We start from the raw sequence: 14601 nt of genomic DNA on the forward strand, positions 1-14601 counted from the left end.
CCGAAAGCTATATAGGGAGAAATAAATAAGGTAAGTAGAATACATTCATGCATTACAAAGTTTAATATTTTTCCTGGCTACTCCAAATTTTCGTGAAGTTAAAACCATATCGATTCAATATTTGCAATAATGACAGCCTCTTTAATCAATTTCGCCACTGCAATTAAGCCTTCAATCAAGCACCGCAAAAGATCGGCGGAATCGAACTGTGGTGCAAATATCCCAGAATCGTCAGCCATTGTCGCTAAAGGGATAGAAATGGCATTTCAGTCAGGACAACAGCAGTATCCCGTGCTGAAGGGGATCGATCTCGAAATTCGAGCTGGTGATATTCAATTACTTATGGGACCATCCGGTTCGGGTAAGACAACCTTACTCTCAATTTTGGCAGGATTGCTTACGCCAACAGAAGGATGCGTTTACTTGCTTGGCAAAGAGATTACTAGAATGTCTCGGGAAAAGCTGGCGAAATTTAGATTACATAATATTGGTTTTATCTTCCAAGGTTTTAACTTATTTCCGGCGCTAACGGCAGCAGAAAATGTCGAGTTAGTGCTGAACTATAAGGGGATTAATGGTGCGATCGCCCAAAAACAAGCACGAACTTTGCTAGAACAAGTAGGATTAGGGGCGCAGGTGAATCAAAAACCTAGCGATCTATCCGGCGGACAAAAACAGCGAGTCGCGATCGCCCGTGCTTTGGCTGGTAATCCCAAGTTGATTATGGCAGACGAGCCCACGGCAGCTTTAGATTCTCAAAGCGGTCATAACGTGATTCAGTTACTTCGCAATTTGGCAAAAGAGCAAGGTTGCACTGTTTTGATGGTGACGCACGACCCCAGAATTATTGACGTTGCCGATCGCGTCAGCTATTTAGAAGATGGGATGTTGACGCAGAAGTAGGAATCGTAGGGTGTGTTAGATAACGCACCCCAATAAAAATTTCGATTTGGGCAGGGGCGCACAACTGTGCGCCCCTACAAGCGTTATACCGATGATTGCGTTAGTTCTTTCACAATTTGACGCAATACCTCTTCCACCGATCGCGGTTGCCAGCCTAACTCTTTTCTTGCCTTTGTCGCATCAACCCGCACGCAGCGATCGTACACGTAATGAACTCGTTCGCGGCTGAGGGGAGGTTGCCATTTTAGCAGTCTGCCAATTGGATCGAGAACATTACCGACAAGCTTTACAAGAGATTTGGGTGCTTCCTTGGGAACGGGAATTCCTGACTCTTGGGAGATAATTTGAAACATTTCCTTCGTAGGCAAATCTCCGGCAGAGATAATGAAATGTTCGCCAGTTTTGCCTTTTTGGGCAGCTAAAAGCATCGCTTCTACTAAGTCATCGACGTGAACGATACCCGTAATGCGATCGCCCCCCGCCCATAATTTCAGTCCGCCTTTAAGAAATTGTTTCAGTACGGGTCCGAAATGGGGATCGTCAGAGCCAAAAATACCCGAAGGCATGACACTAACTACAGGTAAACCTTGGGCAGCAAATTGGTCGGCTAACTTTTGTGCTTTGTATTTAGTCACGTCATAAGCAGAGGAAAAGTCAGTTTGAGTGCGATTAAAAGTTTCATCAATCACTTTTCCCTGGGTATCGCCGTAAATTCCTACAGTGCTACAGTAAACGACTTTTCCTACTTTCAATTCTTGGGCAACATCTAAGACAGCGTGGGTTCCTTCTACGTTGACCCGTTCCATCTTAGCTGCATCGACTATGCCTAATTCCACATAAGCCGCCGTGTGAAACACCACGTCTACACCAGCCATAGCAGCACGCAGAGCATGGCGATCGCTAATATCGCCGTAAACTAACTCTATGGGGCAGTCAGCCAGACGGGAAAGATCGCTAGACTTGCGTACCAAACCAACAACAGTATCGCCTCGTTGGGTTAAAGCACGGACTAAATGAGAACCTGTAAAACCGTTAGCGCCAGTAACTAGTGCTTTCATGAAGGGTGTGGGTAATTGGTAGTTGGTAGTTGGTAGTTAGTAGTTGACGGTTAATGGTTGTTGGTAGTTGGTTGTTATTCTCCCTTGTCTCCCTTGTCCCCCTTGTCCTTCTTCTCACGAGTAGCTAAAACACTCACAAAGCTTTCTCGTAAATCCGGTAGGTTTTGTGAATTTTACCACCAGCAGCCTCTACAAGCTTGCGAGAAGCAGAGTTATCTTCGTAAATATGTCCTAATTCCGCTCGTTTGTAAGGCTTGCCTTTTTTAATTCCGCCTTGCATTCCCAAATAAATGAGAGCCAAAGAAACCATTTTGCGGCGATATTCAGGGAGGGAGCAAATGTAAATTACTCTCCCTTGGTCAATTTGGCGGCGATACCACAAGAATTTTAACGTGCCGAGCCAATCGAGTTTGCCACCTAGATGCTTGAGAGCGATATTGTAGTCAGGTAATCCCATCCACATCCCCACCATTTCACCGTTGTATTCCGCAATGGGAAAAACATCAGGGTCGATCAGAGATTGAAACGATCGCGCTTTATCTAAAAACTCTGCTGGGGTTTGCGGTGAATAACTGTAGTTGTCGGTAAACATGCGTACGAGGAGATCGTAAACTTTCAGCGCATCTGCCTCAAATTCCTCACCCTTGGTTCTAATGGGACGAAAAGTTATGCCAGCTTTACAAGCGATCCGATAAGCCTTTTCAAATTCCGCTGGTAAAGGTTTGTCTAGGGGAAAGTTATACGTGTAAGCATCTTTACCTTTGTACCAACCATCCCGTTCGATAAACTCTGGGTAATAGGGTGGATTGTAAGGCATCAAAATCATTGGCGGGGAGTCAAAGCCATCGACTAAAAATAAACAGCCGTTGTGAGTTGAAAAATCGATTGGTCCCCTAACTACAGTCATACCTTGTTCTCGCAGCCAATCACAAGCAACCTGGAGCAGAGCTTGAGCCACATCAAAATCGGAGATACATTCAAAAAAGCCGAAGACTCCGACATTTTGACCTTCTTTCTCTATCAACCGTTGATTCACAGCAGCAACAATTCTGCCGATTGGTTCTCCTGACTGAGATAGAGCGATAAATTGCTGTGCCTTACCATACTCAAAGAAAGTATTGCTAGGCGAGAATTGCTTGGCTTCACTGCTGCGGATGGGGGGAACCCAGTAGGGATCGTTCGCATAAACCCTAGCAGGAACATCGAGAAAAAGTTCTTGTTCTGCTGGAGTCGTGACAGGTTGAATTTGAAACTTTGTAATTGTTTGCATGATTTACACAACAGTGTCAAAAAATTGTGCGATCGCTCTTATTTGTAACTGGATGAAATACACGCTCCGTAGGGGCGCACATCTGTGCGCCCCTACAAATGTTATGGACGCAAGCGAAAATTATCTTTGAAAAAACGATTAAGACCAAAATACAGCAATGCATCCTGGTCTTAAAAAATTATCTAAGTTTTTAATAATTGAATTTGGAATGTAGCTCGTTTCGCTAGGCGCTGATCATGGGTTTGTAGATCGTATCCCGAATTGCTACCATTCCTTCGACTAACCGATCCATATCCTCTTCGGTGTGCAAGGCATTAACGGTGATCCGCAAGCGTGGCTTAGCAATGTACCAAATTGCCGATGCCCAGATACCGTGTTCTTGCATTAGTTGACGGGCAAAGTATTTCGGATTGCACTCAGTGGGTAACACGACGGGGACGACGTTGGTTTCGCCCAAAGCTTCAAAATCGTGCTTAGCCAAACGCGATCGCAAATATTTGGTTTTTGCTTGCAGTTGTTGTACCAGTTCGGGATGTTGGCGCACTTGGCGAATGCTTTCCAAAGCAGCAGCAGCGGTAGGTGCGGGTAAAGAAACCGTTCCGATGGAGGTGGGAGAGAAATTCATCAACGGGATCAATTCAGCCACAGGACTGCTAATTGCTGCCCCAGCCGAAGCCGCAAACTTAGAAAATGTGGTCATAATCAACGGCACGATCCCCCGCGCGATCGCATTTTGAGGGGTTATCCCAAAATACTCGTAAATCCCCCTTCCCGTGGCTCCAATCGCGCCGCTAGCGTGTGCCTCATCCATGACCAGCACGCTACCTTCATAGTTTTGCAGCACATCAAGCATATCTGGTAGAGGGGCGATGTCACCATCCATCGAGAAGACAGCATCGGACACTACCATAATTCTGTCGTCGGGACGAGCATAGCGATATAGTTTCCGCTCCAAGTCTTCAGTATCGCAGTGGCGATAGGCTTTGACGCGGACGCGGGGACTGTGGCTGAAGACTTTTCCAGAGCGAGTCCCGGCATTGACAACAGCCGAGACAATACAGCCGTGGTTGAGTACGTCCGTCAGGATCAGAGTCTCTCGCGTATTTTGAAATCCTGGTACGGGAATGGCGAGATGACAAAAAGCATCCATCAAGGCTTGCATTGCCATCCAAGCATTCAAAAATAGCTGGGTGTGGGGCAGATGCTTAAAAGCAGAGATTTCTGCTTCGAGTTGACGGTGTAAGTCAATGCGACCGTTTAAAACTGAGGTTCCACTATTAGAAGTACCGTATTGCAAGATCGCATCAATTGCCGCTTGCTGCACGGCTTCGTTCTGCACCAGTCCCAATACATCATTGGTGCAGAATGTCAAGACATTTTGCCGCTTGCCCGTTGCTCCTTCTTCGATTTCAACTAAATTACCCTGACGGCGATGACAAATGAACTCGTCGGGGGCTAGCCCGCTGTCATATAAGCGCTGAACGTACTCTTTGACTACTTGCACGAATTTACTCCCCTCACCTGAAATTCCCAGATAGCTTTGTGCGTCTGGCTAAACATTATTAATATTTTCCCTGGTTAGGTAATTTTTAGACTATCCAGGCTCTTATTTCCTGCCGGAGGGCAGCTTAATTGAGTCTATGAATAAGACATTTTGCCAGCACTATACCATTCATAGCGATCGAGCTAGCGATCTTTGACTGTATTGACGAGATAATTGCTTCATGCGATTGATAATAAATTAGCTTGACTATACCCGACTAGAAGAGATCGCTTCCGATTAAGACAGCGATTCCCCCTGCTGGTTCCCTGAAAGTTGGGAAGACAGGGTTTTGCGGCGATATTGCTCGTATTGCCGCATCATGACCTTTTGCAAGGCAATAATTGCCGGATTAATCTCTACATAGCGCCGTTGGGGGTTGTTTGAATAAGTGCGTTGCTCGCTCTCCATCATTTCGATATCTTGATCGAGAAACTTGGAAAATAGAAAGCGCCAGATATAAGCAGAAATCAGGGGTTTGAACGGCTGCACCAACCACTTAGGTAAATTCAGCCGCAGAAACATCAAGGTAAACGATTTGGTTTCTGTTGCTTCCATAGGCGATCGCATCAGGTATAAAGAGGAAACCCCCTCTAGAGAACTGTGGTAGTGGGGATATTGGTAATGGAGCGTGACAGTCCGGGTTGTCACCTCATCACCGCGATCGCTCAAACCCAGAATTTTCGTCATGACTCCCTTATAAGACACTCGATAATCGGCATGAACCGATGATTCTGTTGTCTTCAAGCTAGTCAGCACGGGGTTAAACCAACCTTGGAGATTTTTGTGTAAAAACCCGTGAAACACATCCATCGTGTTTTCGTTGCAGATGGTGAAATGCGCCTGGAAATGAGCCGGAATCGGAACCATCAGACAATCTGGATCGTCGAATTCCGGTATTTCTGGTAAGGGAATGCTAGTTGCCAAACTCGCATCGCCAGGAAAAATCCAGATCAGATTATACTTTTCGCGGACGGGGTAGCTACGAACTTGAGCGCATGGTAGTTTGTGTGTCTCAGGGAGGTATGGGATTTTGACGCATTGACCTGCACCATTAAATTCCCAACCGTGATAGGGACACAATAAATGTTTCCCTTGAATTTGCCCTTTATGTAGAGCCACACCCTTATGCGCGCACGCATCATCTAAAGCATGAAGTTGTCCGTCCGTGTCACGGAAAACAGCAATTGCTTGTTTCCAGATCGTTACGGGCATAATATGACCAGGTTGCAGTTTATTTGCCCACCCAACCGGATACCAGTAATCTGGATTAATCCCGATCTCGCGGATAGCATTCTGAACTGTCTGACTTGTTAAGGTCGTAGCCAGTTCCATGAATCGTTCCTCTCTTGCCTGATTCTGACAATATTTAGCTTTCTAGTGTCCCTTAATTCAGCTAAATTGTCAGCATAATTCCTGACAGCACGCCAACTGTCCACTCATACTAATAGGGAATAGGGAGAGGAGAGCTGAGAGAACTGAGGAGGCTGAGGGAGAGTCGCGGAGAAAAAACAAAAGTGCCTCTTGCCTCTCGCCTTTCACCAACAACCATCAACCAACAACGAATGACAAATGACAAATGACAAATGACCAACTATCAGTGACGACTTCCTCAACATGCGCAAATTATCACTATCGCCAACAATAGCTTTTGCCGCGATCGCCCGTAACCCACAGTTAATGGTGTTGATGGCGGCTGGCTCCCTAACTACGATGACTGGAGCAGTGTTTAACCCTGCCTTGGGGGAGATCAAACACCAACTTCAGCTGGCTCCAGAGATTGGCGGTTATTTAGCAGCCGCTCATGTTTGGGCGCTGGGTCTTTTTAGTCTTCCCCTCGGAATTCTCTCCGATCGCGTGGGGAGAGTAAAGGTACTCGTAGTTTCCCTACTTTGCTATGCCGTCTTTGGTGCTGCGGGAGTCACGGTAGACAATTTCCTCCCCTTAATCGCGTTGCGAGGATGTTTGGGCATCGCTACAGCTGGAATTACATCTGCTAGCTTGGGTTTGCTCACGAGTATGTATGAGGGTGAGGAACGAGCCAAAGCATTAGGTTACGCCACGGGGACGCTGACGCTAGCGGGGATCGTCTTTCCATTGTTAGGGGGTGGAGTAGGCTATTTCTTCCACTGGCGATACATTTTCTGTCTATACGCGATCGGGCTACCATTAGCAGTATTGACAGCCAAGATTTTGCCACAGCCACCCGAACGTACTTCAGTCAAAACAGAGCAACGACCTAAGCATAAACTATGGCAAGTTTTAGGACGCTACCAAACAATTTGGTTATTGCTAACTCTGAGCTTGACATCAATCGTGATGTACTCGGTTGTCTTCTATACCCCGCAGTATTTCAAAGACACGATTAATGCCAATACGCTAACTAACAGCCTCGTCTTAGCTTCTCGCGCTCTGGGTGCAGCCATTATCTCTGCTTTTGGAGCCAGAAGGCTATCTCAATCGTTGGGTTTGTATAAAGCCACGGCTGTAGGCTTCATCATGATGGCGCTGACACTTAGCACAATTCCCTTTTTACGAGAGATTAGTTTAATTATGTTGGCTGCGGTCGGTTTTGGTGCTGGGTTTGGTCTGATCCTACCCAACCTTTACGATGCTCTAGCGAGTCTTGCGCCTTCCCAGTTGCGATCGAGCGTGCTATCAGCGGGGGCTGGAGCAGGCTTCATCGGTCAATCTTTCTGTCCAATTGTGTTAGGCTTTATCGTCAAAAATCATGGTATAGAAGCTGCTTTTTTTACGGCTGCAAGTGCTTCGATTGTCATCGGGATGCTGTTGCTCTTATTTGGGAGTCAGGAATGAGTGGTGAGTGGTGCGTGGTGCGTGAATGAATTTTGAATTTTTTGAATTGCTCCCTTGTCCTCCTTGTCTCCCTTGTCCCCTCCATCCTATGCTTCATCTTCTGGTAACCTCACCTCTTGCTGTACCTGCAAGCCAGCCAAAAAATTGCGGTCTTCGCTGATGTGAGGAAACTTGAGTTGGGAATCGGGAACTCCCCGTTCTATTTGACGTTGGCGGAGGATGGCAAAGCTACCAGGAGCTAAAATTCGCAGTCGGGGTGGCGGAATCGGATCTTTGCGGCTAATTTCATAGTGGGTATTTGCTGCTTGTAATTTGCGATCGCACTCGCTTAAAAAAGCTTGCGGATCTTCAAGCTTGTAGCCATTAGCTAACTCAATATTGAGCAGGTAGCGAGCAGGAAAATCATTTTCCGATAAAGTCATACAAAAATCTTCTAGTAATAAGCTAAATTCCTGCTGTACGGCTTGCATCACCTGAGTCGCATGGGCTTCCGTCGTCTTTTCTGTCGTAGAAGAAATCAATCCACCTTGACGGTGACGAAATACGATTAACGGTGCTTGCTCGTAAAATCCGACTACCTCGATGACATCGCCAATATCGTAGCGATAAAATCCGTTATAGCTCGTAGTCAGAATGCGATACCGTTCTCCCGATCTGACTTCGGTAGCGAGTAGCGTTTTCGGTTGTTCTTCTTGCCACTGGTCTTGAGGGATAAATTCAAAAAAACCGCTTTCCAGGGCTAAAATGCTGCTGTCGTCGTCGAGTTTGTGATAGATACTAAACATCCCTTCGGCAGAAGAAAATACTGCGCCGAAAATGGGTGTATTGTTGAAATAGGTGGGGAATCGCTCGAAATAAAAGTCGGACGTACCTCCACGGGCGCAGGCGACAAAAGACAAATTTGACCAGGCGAGATGAGGGGTGAGCTTACCTTCCGACTGGAGAATTTCCCGTAATTCATTGGCTCGAACTGGATTGGCTGATAAGCGCTGCTCTAATGTCAGTCGTAGTTCCGGTTCTACTTCTAACCAATTGGCAATGGTTCCTGTTTCGATATCGTGGATTAGGTCTTCACCAAATTTTTCCAAATAGTTGCAGGTACGGAGAATGAGCATCGGAAAGTTAGCTAACATCCCCCGCATTAAAGGATCTTGTAAGGCAAATAATAAGGCGAGGTAGTGACGGGCAGAGCTATCTGCGACTTGGAGAGTCTCGTATGGCTGGGCAAAAAATTGCTCGTACAGCCATTTATCCATGCTGAGAACACCAGCACTAGCAGGACCGTAGGGAATACCAGCACTGGTACGTCCCCATTGTTGAGTAGAATTTGTCAGGAGAATTTTGCCAAACTGTTGCCCTCTAGAACGTAAGGCAGCGGTTAGAAAGCCCATACTGGTTAGGGTAGCTTGACGAGTGATATTTTGCGATCGCCTCGTCGTCGGAATCATTTTCTTTTTCCCCGTCGAACCACTCGTCAGCGTTAAGTACACCACCGGATCGGCTGTTAGAATATTTTGCTTGCCGTTGGCAATGCGCTCCAGATAAGGTTCGTAGCTGGAATACGGTAAAATTGGCACTCGTTCGCGAAAGCGATCGACTGTTTTAATCTCACCGAGCTGATATTTTCTGCCAAATTCTGTATCGCGATGAGCTTGTAACAAGCGCAATAAAAACCGTTCTTGTACTTCTGCCGTCCGGCGAGTTTTTTTGATAAAGTTTGCCTTTGTCAAATCTGTAACAGCATTTAAAGCGGACAGAACGAGATTGACCATTCAGCTTTCTCAACTCATCAAATACTGATTCAAGCAGATTAATTGTGTTTAGAATATGACAATTTGGTGTCGAAGTAACTGGAATCGGTAATTGGTAATTGGTAGTTGGTGATTGGTAGTTGACCGATAACTGGTTACTGGTCAGGAGTCACTGACAACTGTACTTCCCGTTCCACTTGCAAGCCAGCGAGAAAATTGCGGTCTTCGCTGATGTGGGGAAATTTTAGTTGAGAATCTGGTACTCCTTTCTCTAATTGCCTTTGCCGCATGATCGCAAAGCTGCCAGGGGCAAGAATTCGCAGTCTTGGCGGGGGAATTTGATCGTTGTTAATCCGCTTGACGGCGTAGGAAGTGTGAATTGCACTCAGCTGACGGTCAAAGCGATCGAGAAATTGCTGCGGATTTTCTAATATTTTTCCAGGCGCAAGCTCGATATTCACCAAATAATATGCGGGAATGACATCATCCGATAAGGTAATACAAAAATCTTCTAGAGGTAAGTCAAATTCTTGTTGTAATACCTGCATGACTTGAGTAACATGAAATTCCGTAGTTTTTTCTGAGGTTGAAGACAGCAAGCCACCGCGCCGATGGCGGAATACAATCAGTGGTGCTTGTTCGTAAAATCCGACGACTTCCATGACATCGCCAATGTCGTAGCGATAGAAGCCGCTGTAGTTACTCATCAAAATTCGGTAGTAGTTTCCAGGTTTGACTTCGCTAGGTAGTAGTGTTTTTGGTTGTTCTACATCCCACTGATCTTGAGGAATAAACTCGAAAAAAGCACTTTCGATCGCTAAAATACTGGCATCAGAATTTAGCTCTGGGTAAATGCCAAACGCGCCTTCTGACGAACAACAAACCGCGCCAAAACATGGTGTCTTGCTAAAGTAAGCAGGAAAGCGCTCGAAGTAAAAATCTGAAGTCCCGCCTCTGGCTGCGACTGTGAAGGCAAGATTCGACCATACTGCTTCGGGGGTGAGTCTACCTTCTGCTTGCAAGATTTCTTGTAGTTGCTTGGCACGGTTGGGGTTAGCGACTATTTGCCGTTCTAGTTGTAACCGCAATTCTGGTTCTAGTTGCAACCAAGGTGCAAGCATTCCTTTGTCAATGTCGCGAATAAAGTCTTCTGCATATTGTTCTAAATAGCCGCAGGTGCGGAGGATCAGCATGGGGAAGTTGGCGACTATTCCCCTTGTATCGGGTTGTTGTAGCGCAAATAGCAGACAAAGATAATGGCGCGTCAGGCTATCGGCTGCTTGCAGTGTCTCAAAGGGATGAGCAAATATTTGCTCGCAGAGAAATTTTCCCATCCGCAGGACTCCAACGCTAGCGGGACCGTAGGGAATTCCACCACTGGTACGTCCCATCAGTTGAGTTGAGTTAGTGGCGATCGCTTTACCAAATTTAGAACCCCGTTGTCTTAATGCCGAGCTGAGAAAGCCAATACTAGTTAAGTTGGGACGGCGCAAGGAGTTTTGAAAGCGTTTGGTGACTGGGATGAGCTTGTGCGCTCCGGTAGAACCACTCGACAGGTTAAAAAAAACAACGGGATCGGGGGTGAGAATGTTTTGTTCCCCTTGGGCAATGCGATCGCAGTAGGGTACATAGCTAGCATATACGGATGCAGGGAGACGCTGGCGAAATTGCTCGGCAGTTCTAATATCTTTAAATTCATACTTTTGCCCTAACTCTGTCGCCTGATAAGCTCGTAGTAAATCTCGCAGAAATCGCTCTTGTACTGCTTCAACTTGGCGCGTTTTTTTCACAAAGTTATCCTTTGTATGCTCGGCAACAGTTTGCAACAGTGGCAGCAATAAATTCGTCATTGGCTCCTCACACCTTTTGTCTGCGTTATTATAAATAATAATTGCTTTACCTAATTATTTCGAGTGCGCTTTGTTTAGCAATCGTTAATATATTTCTATGTCTTGCCAAGCTAAAAGTTATTAACAATTATTTAAATTGTATTAAAAAAGTATTTTTTCTTGCCTCGATGGGTAGGTTACGGAAAGTATATCTTACTCTTCATTTTTTTATGCGTTTAACTACTGATAATACTGCTGACAGCATAGCTGATAATACAGCAGTCTCAATTTCACGGATAGAGCTATCGTCGATATCGCCAGATTTATTTTTTGAAAAATATCAGAAACTGGGAACTCCAGTTATTATTACTGGATTAATAGTAGATGACTGGAATCTAGATTACCTCTGCGGGCAGTTGGGTCAGCAAGAATTTCTTTTTCGTTATTACGGACGCGAAAGATATCAACAAGATAAACGCACTTGGCAAAACATTGGCAGCGGCGTTCCTCTCAAAACAATGTCATTTACAGACTATGCTAAGTTGTTGCACAGTCATGAGGCTCACGAAAAGGATATCTATCTAGCTAAATGTTCGTTAAAAAACACAAAGTTAGCCGAGGATAATTTTTTTAGTAATATTAGTCAACAACTAGGGTTAAAAAAGCCTATAGGCAGTGTTAATCTTTGGGTAGCCCCTGGAGGGCATTTAGAATGCCTACACTACGATACGCTGGATGGCATTTTAATCCAAATGCATGGAGCGAAAAAAGTCCTGTTATTTCCACCCAGCCAGACTTATAATTTATATCCATTTTCAATATTTGTCCATTTGCTACGCGGGTTAGAATTGCGTGCTTGGTTTAGTACAGTATATCCAGAAAATCCAGATTTGATAGCATTTCCCAAACTCAAGAAAGCATTAGAACACAAGCAAGAAATAATCTTAGAGCCAAGAGAAATGCTGTATATTCCTATGGGTTGGTGGCACGAAGTTACAGCATTAGGTAATGAAATGGTATGTTCTGTCAATCAATTTTGGAGTGTGTACCCTACCTCAAGAGCAATTTTTTCTTGGTGTCGGTGGCGAGTGATTTTTAGCAATATGTTGGCAATACCTTATTTATTAGTCAAATTTGCGATCGCTTTTCTGAGTCAAAGCAGACAGCAGCAGATAAAACAAATTTTTTATCGATTTTGACCCCTTAACTGTAGAGTGCGTTACTGAACGCACCCTACGGCGATCTCAATTGCAAATATCTCATTGAGATGCATTAGTAAAATAAGGTAACAATAATTGCTGTTTGTGCCAGTTCTTATAGGTAAAACGAAGCACAAAAGGAACTGAAATTACTATCAGTACGATTCCCAAATGCAAATATTCAGAAAAATTATAATTTATAGTTATCTGTTGAGTGGGAAAGAAAAGTTCTAGAACAATTGTGGCAGCATTATTCATGGCATGAGCGATCGCAGGTACAATTAACGTGCGAGTTTTGAAATAAAGCAGTGTTATCAAAATTCCAAAAACTGCTGCACCGAAGGGAATGATATGACCCAAACCAAAAATTATTGCAGAAACTAATATTGCTGACGATACCCCCCATTTCATTGCCCAGCGATGTATGAGAATACCTCGAAAAATAAATTCTTCTGTAATAGGGACGACTACAACTGAAGAAATAACATTCAATAAATAAGCAAGAATTGGTAAAGCCGAAGTACTGGCAGGGGGATCTGGCAACCAATTAATCAAACTTACAGTGAATGAGGGCGAAATTAAAGATAAGCTAAAAAAAATAGTTGGTCAATTCCCCGCGTAAATAGGCAGATAGCGATCGCAATTCCACATAAAGACAGCCAGCGATCGCGGTTGGGTATTTTGCCAATTAAATATTTAGGATGAATAGACAATTGATGAAATCTATGTAAAATCCAGATGCTAGGTAAAAGCATCATAAGATAGTAAATAAAATCGTAAAATATTGGATCGTCGCTATTCCAGTTAAAGAAGAGTAATAGAAGATCGGAAATAAAAACAAACTCAACAATAAAAATCAAAAGTAAAATAAATATATGTCGAGTTTTAAATTTCAAAAAGGGATCGTTCGCTGGTAAGTTAAGCATAGGACTCGATTTGATATGGTGAAATTAATCTATAGCAATTCAAATTGATTTGTGAACGCTTCCCGTGTAGAGACGTTACATGTAACGTCTCTACACGGGTTATATAACTTAGATTTGCGAGCGCATTCTTTCTTAAAAAACATGACAGCCGCACGTTTAACCATCAAAGAACTTACCGAGGCAGTTGGGGGAAATTGTACCCCAAGGATGGTGCGACACTATCACCAACTCGGCATTTTGCCACCCCCAGAGCGATCGCGTAGCAATTATCGCCTCTATACTCAGGAAAACGTGCAACAGTTGCGGCGGATTGTGGCACTAAAACAGCAAGGCTTTCAACTTTCCCACATTCGCGAACTCCTCAAAAGCGATGCTGCTACAGAAGTAAAAAATTTAACACATCAATTACAACAACAGTATCACTCGGTGATGCAGCAAATGGCGCGATTGCGGCAGACAGCGACAGCGCTAGAAGGATTAATCGGACGCGATCGCTCCTGTCAAAACTTGCAAGCAGAGGCGATCGCGCAGTTACGCTTGTTAGAAGTGGAAAGCCAAGACGGATTGGGACAGTTAGAACAACTGTGGGAAAATTGGGATGCAGCCACTCACGCTCACCCAGAAGAATTTCAGGAATCCTTGCAACAATTGCTACCCGATCTCTCCAATCGTTCGGAGATTGAGATCGATTTGCTGTCCAAACTGGTGCTTGCTTGCGGCGATGTCAGTTTGGTTAATTTTATCCGTGTGGGTAAAGGGGCGATCGCGGCGGCGCGTCATGCCCTCACTCAAGGCTGTGAGATTGTCGGCGATGTTGCCCCTGTGGTTGCGGCTTGCGATCGCACCCGTTTATCTCATTTAGGATGTCCGGTTACGACCTTAATCGCCGATCCTCACGTTAGCAGCGTTGTAGAAGCCGAGCAAGCCTTTTGGCATCAAAGCCAATGGCAAGAACAGCTACAACAGTTGCCACCAGGCTGTATTTTTGTTGTGGGATACGCCCCATCAGTGCTGATTGCTGCTTGTGATGCTATTGCCAAGGGACATTTTCAACCCGCTTTAATCATCGGGATGCCGATTGGTTTTAGCCATGCCCCAGCTGCCAAACGTCGCTTGATGCGTTCTGGTATTCCCTATATTACTGTCGAGGGAACAATGGGCGGCGGATTATTAGCGGCAGTAGCCTTAAATGCTTTAGTTGAATCGACAATTGAGAAACCGGATTGTCATTGTTATTTAGGGGAGTAGGGAGTGGTTAGTGGCTAGTGGCTGGTGGCTAGTGAAGAAAGGGTGTGGGGTGTAGTGTAG

13 protein-coding genes are annotated in these 14601 nt (G+C 45.0%); 4 read left to right on the forward strand and 9 right to left on the reverse strand.

Annotation, left to right across the window (positions count from 1 at the left end):
• Positions 1–129: 129 nt before the first annotated feature.
• Positions 130–903: an ABC transporter ATP-binding protein gene (locus tag C7Y66_RS13540; protein ID WP_015157250.1), complete on the forward strand. Its 774-nt coding sequence runs from the start codon at positions 130–132 to the stop codon at positions 901–903.
• A gap of 83 nt (positions 904–986) precedes the next feature.
• Here the strand turns inward: C7Y66_RS13540 and C7Y66_RS13545 are convergent, their stop codons facing one another.
• The 5 genes from C7Y66_RS13545 to C7Y66_RS13560 form a co-directional block, all read right to left on the reverse strand.
• Positions 987–1961 (reverse strand): NAD-dependent epimerase/dehydratase family protein, encoded by a 975-nt coding sequence (locus C7Y66_RS13545; RefSeq protein WP_106545976.1) that lies wholly within the window; start codon positions 1959–1961, stop codon positions 987–989.
• The gene (locus tag C7Y66_RS31095) at positions 1936–2079 is read right to left on the reverse strand and encodes a hypothetical protein (RefSeq protein WP_158265921.1); all 144 of its coding nucleotides are present in this window, start codon (positions 2077–2079) and stop codon (positions 1936–1938) included. Before C7Y66_RS31095 ends, C7Y66_RS13545 begins: the two co-directional genes overlap by 26 nt.
• A gap of 15 nt (positions 2080–2094) precedes the next feature.
• Entirely contained in the window at positions 2095–3231 is a 1137-nt protein-coding gene (locus tag C7Y66_RS13550) for a hypothetical protein (RefSeq protein ID WP_106545977.1), read from the reverse strand.
• A gap of 223 nt (positions 3232–3454) precedes the next feature.
• Complete coding sequence (locus C7Y66_RS13555; protein ID WP_015157246.1) at positions 3455–4735, reverse strand: aminotransferase class I/II-fold pyridoxal phosphate-dependent enzyme; 1281 nt, start codon at positions 4733–4735, stop codon at positions 3455–3457.
• Between the two features lie 276 nt (positions 4736–5011).
• Entirely contained in the window at positions 5012–6106 is a 1095-nt protein-coding gene (locus C7Y66_RS13560) for an aromatic ring-hydroxylating dioxygenase subunit alpha (protein WP_106545978.1), read from the reverse strand.
• 282 nt (positions 6107–6388) lie between these two features.
• Between C7Y66_RS13560 and C7Y66_RS13565 the strand changes: the two genes are divergently transcribed.
• Complete coding sequence (locus tag C7Y66_RS13565; RefSeq protein WP_106545979.1) at positions 6389–7588, forward strand: MFS transporter; 1200 nt, start codon at positions 6389–6391, stop codon at positions 7586–7588.
• Positions 7589–7674: 86 nt separating this feature from the next.
• Here C7Y66_RS13565 and C7Y66_RS13570 read toward each other — a convergent pair whose 3' ends face one another.
• Together C7Y66_RS13570 and C7Y66_RS13575 are read right to left on the reverse strand one after the other, a co-directional pair.
• On the reverse strand, positions 7675–9360 hold the full coding sequence (locus C7Y66_RS13570; protein WP_106545980.1) for a GH3 auxin-responsive promoter family protein: 1686 nt from the start codon (positions 9358–9360) through the stop codon (positions 7675–7677).
• Between the two features lie 134 nt (positions 9361–9494).
• Positions 9495–11189: a GH3 auxin-responsive promoter family protein gene (locus tag C7Y66_RS13575; protein ID WP_106545981.1), complete on the reverse strand. Its 1695-nt coding sequence runs from the start codon at positions 11187–11189 to the stop codon at positions 9495–9497.
• A gap of 209 nt (positions 11190–11398) precedes the next feature.
• Here C7Y66_RS13575 and C7Y66_RS13580 point away from each other — a divergent pair, with 209 nt between their 5' ends.
• A complete protein-coding gene (locus tag C7Y66_RS13580) occupies positions 11399–12367 on the forward strand; it encodes a cupin-like domain-containing protein (RefSeq protein WP_233222672.1) in 969 nt (322 codons plus the stop codon).
• A gap of 60 nt (positions 12368–12427) precedes the next feature.
• On the opposite strand, the gene C7Y66_RS13585 is transcribed toward C7Y66_RS13580, so the two are convergent.
• Together C7Y66_RS13585 and C7Y66_RS31100 are read right to left on the reverse strand one after the other, a co-directional pair.
• Positions 12428–12910 (reverse strand): CPBP family intramembrane glutamic endopeptidase, encoded by a 483-nt coding sequence (locus C7Y66_RS13585; RefSeq protein ID WP_158265922.1) that lies wholly within the window; start codon positions 12908–12910, stop codon positions 12428–12430.
• A gap of 35 nt (positions 12911–12945) precedes the next feature.
• Positions 12946–13125, reverse strand: coding sequence for a hypothetical protein (locus tag C7Y66_RS31100; RefSeq protein ID WP_158265923.1), 180 nt, complete (start codon positions 13123–13125; stop codon positions 12946–12948).
• A gap of 309 nt (positions 13126–13434) precedes the next feature.
• Here C7Y66_RS31100 and C7Y66_RS13595 point away from each other — a divergent pair, with 309 nt between their 5' ends.
• Positions 13435–14541: a precorrin-8X methylmutase gene (locus C7Y66_RS13595; RefSeq protein WP_106545985.1), complete on the forward strand. Its 1107-nt coding sequence runs from the start codon at positions 13435–13437 to the stop codon at positions 14539–14541.
• Positions 14542–14601: the final 60 nt, after the last annotated feature.

Origin of the sequence: Chroococcidiopsis sp. CCALA 051, from assembly GCF_003015105.1 — a bacterium.
GTDB classification, from domain to species: domain Bacteria; phylum Cyanobacteriota; class Cyanobacteriia; order Cyanobacteriales; family Chroococcidiopsidaceae; genus Chroococcidiopsis; species Chroococcidiopsis thermalis.

What these genes read in the sequence shown, in the direction of transcription:
- C7Y66_RS13540 (WP_015157250.1), top strand. Translation starts at nt 130, where the DNA reads ATGACAGCCTCTTTAATCAATTTCGCCACTGCAATTAAGCCTTCAATC.
- C7Y66_RS13545 (WP_106545976.1), bottom strand. Translation starts at nt 1,961, where the DNA reads ATGAAAGCACTAGTTACTGGCGCTAACGGTTTTACAGGTTCTCATTTA.
- C7Y66_RS13550 (WP_106545977.1), bottom strand. Translation starts at nt 3,231, where the DNA reads ATGCAAACAATTACAAAGTTTCAAATTCAACCTGTCACGACTCCAGCA.
- C7Y66_RS13560 (WP_106545978.1), bottom strand. Translation starts at nt 6,106, where the DNA reads ATGGAACTGGCTACGACCTTAACAAGTCAGACAGTTCAGAATGCTATC.
- C7Y66_RS13565 (WP_106545979.1), top strand. Translation starts at nt 6,389, where the DNA reads ATGCGCAAATTATCACTATCGCCAACAATAGCTTTTGCCGCGATCGCC.
- C7Y66_RS13570 (WP_106545980.1), bottom strand. Translation starts at nt 9,360, where the DNA reads ATGGTCAATCTCGTTCTGTCCGCTTTAAATGCTGTTACAGATTTGACA.
- C7Y66_RS13575 (WP_106545981.1), bottom strand. Translation starts at nt 11,189, where the DNA reads ATGACGAATTTATTGCTGCCACTGTTGCAAACTGTTGCCGAGCATACA.
- C7Y66_RS13580 (WP_233222672.1), top strand. Translation starts at nt 11,399, where the DNA reads ATGCGTTTAACTACTGATAATACTGCTGACAGCATAGCTGATAATACA.
- C7Y66_RS31100 (WP_158265923.1), bottom strand. Translation starts at nt 13,125, where the DNA reads ATGATGCTTTTACCTAGCATCTGGATTTTACATAGATTTCATCAATTG.
- C7Y66_RS13595 (WP_106545985.1), top strand. Translation starts at nt 13,435, where the DNA reads ATGACAGCCGCACGTTTAACCATCAAAGAACTTACCGAGGCAGTTGGG.